Raw genomic sequence first — 3,516 nt, 5'->3', positions numbered from 1 at the left:
GATCGCAACCCTGACCATCATGATCATCATCGTGGCGATTCTCGCGCTCGTTGTCGTCAATGCACTGGGCGAGTCCGCCTGGGGTGTCTACTCCGTGGGCCTGACCATCCCTATCGCACTGTTCATGGGCGTCTACCTGCGCTATCTGCGGCCGGGCAGGGTCATGGAAGTCTCCGTCATCGGCTTCGTACTCCTCATGTTCGCAATCATCTCGGGCCGCTGGGTTGCTGAGACCGCGTGGGGTGCCGAGTTCCTGCACCTCGACAAGACCGCCCTGGCGTGGTTCATCATCGTCTACGGCTTCATCGCAGCCGTTCTTCCCGTCTGGCTCCTGCTGGCCCCACGCGACTACCTCTCAACCTTCATGAAGATCGGCGTCATAGGCCTCCTTGCCATCGCAATCCTCGTGGTGCGCCCAGAGATCAGCGTGCCGGCCATCTCGGAGTACGCAACCAACCCTGCCGGTGGTCCGGTCGTTTCCGGCTCTCTCTTCCCATTCCTGTTCGTGACGATCGCCTGTGGCGCTCTGTCCGGTTTCCACGCCCTGATCTCGTCTGGAACCACTCCTAAGCTGGTGGAAAAGGAAAAGCAGACCCGCTTCCTCGGATACGGCGGCATGCTCATGGAATCCTTCGTGGCGATCATGGCGCTCGTTGCAGCTATCTCGATCGACCGCGGCGTTTACTTCGCCATGAACGCGTCCGCAGCCGCAACCGGCGGGACCGTCGAGACCGCGGTGGCGTTCGTGAACAGCCTCGGCCTCGCGGGCGTCTCACTTGACGCCAACACGCTCAACACGCTCGCGGCAAACGTCGGCGAGACCTCGGTCGTCTCCCGTACGGGTGGTGCCCCGACGCTCGCTGTCGGTATCGCGCACATCATGCACCAGTGGTTCGGCGGCACCGCGATGATGGGCTTCTGGTACCACTTCGCCATCATGTTCGAGGCTCTGTTCATCCTCACCGCCGTGGACGCAGGAACCCGAGTCGCTCGCTTCATGCTCCAGGACACCATCGGAAACTTCATTCCAAAGTTTAAGGACACCTCCTGGCGCCTCGGCGCGTGGATCTGCACGGCCCTCATGGTCGCGGGATGGGGTTACATACTCGTCCTCGGCGTGACCGACCCACTCGGCGGAATCAACACGTTCTTCCCGCTGTTCGGAATCTCCAACCAGCTGCTCGCCGCTATCGCGCTCGCCGTGGTCATGACCATCGTGGCCAAGCAGAACAACTTCAAGTATCTGTGGATCATCGTGGTTCCGCTCGTGTTCACCACGATCATCACCACGTACGCATCGTTCGAGAAGATCTTCTCCGATCTCCCCTCGGTAAGCTACTTCGCGCAGAACCGTGCGTTCCGCGAGGCTCTAGCCAACGGCGAGACCTCCTTTGGCAATGCCAAGAGCGTGGAGCAGATGGAAGCTGTCGTCCGCAACACGAGCGTCCAGGGTTGGCTCTCCGTGCTCTTCCTGGTCCTCGCGCTTATCGTGATCGCCTCCGCGGCTGTTGCCACTGTCAAGGCCTACCGGAACAAGGGTGGCGTCAACACCGAGGATCCATTTGTTCCTTCGGCGATCTACGCTCCTTCCGGGCTCATCTCCTCCCCAGCGGAGAAGGAACTCGAGGCCCAGTGGAAGGCACTCCCCGCTGACCTTCAACCAGAACGCGCGGGCCACTGATGAGCGGCCTGTCAGCTTCCAGCGGCGCCTCCTCCGAGCTCGGCGCTCTGCGCCGCGTGTGGGGGCGGCTCCGCGCCTTCGGCGCCTATGCCGCGGCGGTCGTGGACGGCGACAAGTACAACAACTACCTGCGCCACCACCACGACTCACACCCCGGGGTGGAACCCATGACCGCCGGCGAATTCTGGCGCGACTACTCCGATTGGCAGGACAAGAACCCCGCAGGTAGGTGCTGCTAGCTTCACAGGCCTTCGTTGGACTGGCTTGCATGCGCAGGTTGCGTTGCTTGCTCTGCTCCGGCTGCTCCAACTGCTTAACGACGATCCCGCGGCCTCCCAGCCGCGGGATCGTTTCGTTGTGGTTGCGCAGGCGAGGAACGCGCGCAAGCGAGGAACGTGCGCAAGCGAGGAACGTGCGCAGCTCTGGGTCGGGAAACGCAAAAGGCCCACCATCTTTGGTGGGCCTTTTGAAAAGTTTAAGTGCGGCTGCGTCCTACTCTCCCACACCCTCCCGAGTGCAGTACCATCAGCGCAAAGAGGCTTAGCTTCCGGGTTCGAAATGGGACCGGGCGTTTCCCTCTTGCTATGACAACCGCAAGATCAATTAAACACTCCTGACGCGCGTGACGCAACTTCGCACGGGCGCTTTAGAAGTGATCTGCGCCACTGGTCACTTGTGGCGACAGTGCCTCACAAGTCGTCCGGGGGGGTCACCACGCGTGCTCGGCTTAACTTGCCCCTTAGCCCTACCTATCCGCGCCACGTACCTCTCGGCACAAGCCTTGCTACGGCCAGCACGGCAGCGATGCCAACTTGCCCGCATGGATTCCATACCGGATTCACTACCAAAGCCAGTGCGGGTTTCACTCCCCCTACAAAACAGGCGAGCGCCCCCGCTTGGGAACGCTCGCCTGATAGTGCACCACCGGCCCGCAATCCAGGGGCGGGCCGATGAAAGTCTGTATGGTTAGTCGAGGATCAGCTCGTAGCACATCGACGTCGGATCGTTCTTCCAGGGACCGTAAGTATCGATTCGCTGGAAGCCCATCTTCTCGTACAGGCCAATGGCCTCGGGCTGTTCAGTGCCGGTCTCGAGCAGCACGCGCAGACCAAGGCGATCTGGACGCTGCGAGTAGCGGCGCGCGTGGTCTTCAACTTCCTTCATCAGGATCCAGGAGTATCCATTGCCTCGGAACTCCGGGCGGATGTAGACACGCTTCACCTCGACCACTGGGGTGTCGAATTCGTCGTACACGCCAGTCATGTCCATGAGCGCAGCGCAGCCGATGTCCTCGCGGTGACCGTGAATGAGAACAGACAGTACGATCATTGCAACGGCCTTGTCGCCGTCCGGGTCAGAACCGATCGAGTCCGTGTTGTAGCGCTTGCACAGTTCGTTTGCCGAGGCGTGACGGAGCTCGAATGCGGCAGGTGCCATCCACTGCGTCAAACGCAGGTTAGGGGCGGAGCCGGTCATCTTTGGTTCGCTCAGAAGTTCAGTCACGCTGCTCAAACTTTTCTCTAGGCAGTCTTCGGTCTAGTGCTAACCTAACCCAAAATGTCCGTTGATTAGGGCGCTTGTGACTCACTGAACATGTGACCTCCCACCTCACACAATAGTTCTCGCATGAACGGCACGATGACCAGCCACAAGACCGCAACTGGTGCCTTCCGGACACATTGCCACGCAGGTCACAGGGCTGCAATCGTCCATAGTTCAGACACCCCAGCTCTCCCCCGAACCGGCCCCGTCCAACCTCCTCTTGTGGATCGAGAGTATTCCTGAGCCCACTCTCCCCATCCAGAGTGGGCTCACGAATACTCACGCGTGTGTGA

General features: G+C 60.7%; 3 protein-coding genes and 1 rRNA gene. 2 read left to right on the top strand and 2 right to left on the bottom strand.

Going from position 1 to position 3,516, the window contains the following annotated elements; all coding sequences use genetic code 11:
- Nucleotides 1-1,681 (top strand): carbon starvation CstA family protein (locus tag HGSM_RS10640; RefSeq protein WP_019148746.1); only part of this gene is annotated, 1,681 nt, incomplete at its 5' end.
- On the top strand, nucleotides 1,681-1,920 hold the full coding sequence (locus HGSM_RS10635; protein ID WP_019148745.1) for a YbdD/YjiX family protein: 240 nt from the start codon (nucleotides 1,681-1,683) through the stop codon (nucleotides 1,918-1,920). The genes HGSM_RS10640 and HGSM_RS10635, both read left to right, overlap by 1 nt.
- 240 nt (nucleotides 1,921-2,160) lie before the next feature.
- On the opposite strand, the gene rrf is transcribed toward HGSM_RS10635, so the two are convergent.
- Nucleotides 2,161-2,277, bottom strand: a 5S ribosomal RNA gene (gene rrf, locus HGSM_RS10630).
- Between the two features lie 370 nt (nucleotides 2,278-2,647).
- A complete protein-coding gene (locus HGSM_RS13845) occupies nucleotides 2,648-3,184 on the bottom strand; it encodes a GNAT family N-acetyltransferase (protein ID WP_019148744.1) in 537 nt (178 codons plus the stop codon).
- Nucleotides 3,185-3,516 lie beyond the last annotated feature (332 nt).

Source organism: Timonella senegalensis JC301 (genome assembly GCF_000312125.1).
GTDB lineage: Bacteria > Actinomycetota > Actinomycetes > Actinomycetales > Cellulomonadaceae > Timonella > Timonella senegalensis.
The sequence above is the reverse complement of the archived record's forward strand: the minus strand, read 5'-3'. Positions and strand labels throughout refer to the sequence as shown.

What these genes read in the sequence shown, in the direction of transcription:
- HGSM_RS10635 (WP_019148745.1), top strand. Translation starts at nt 1,681, where the DNA reads ATGAGCGGCCTGTCAGCTTCCAGCGGCGCCTCCTCCGAGCTCGGCGCT.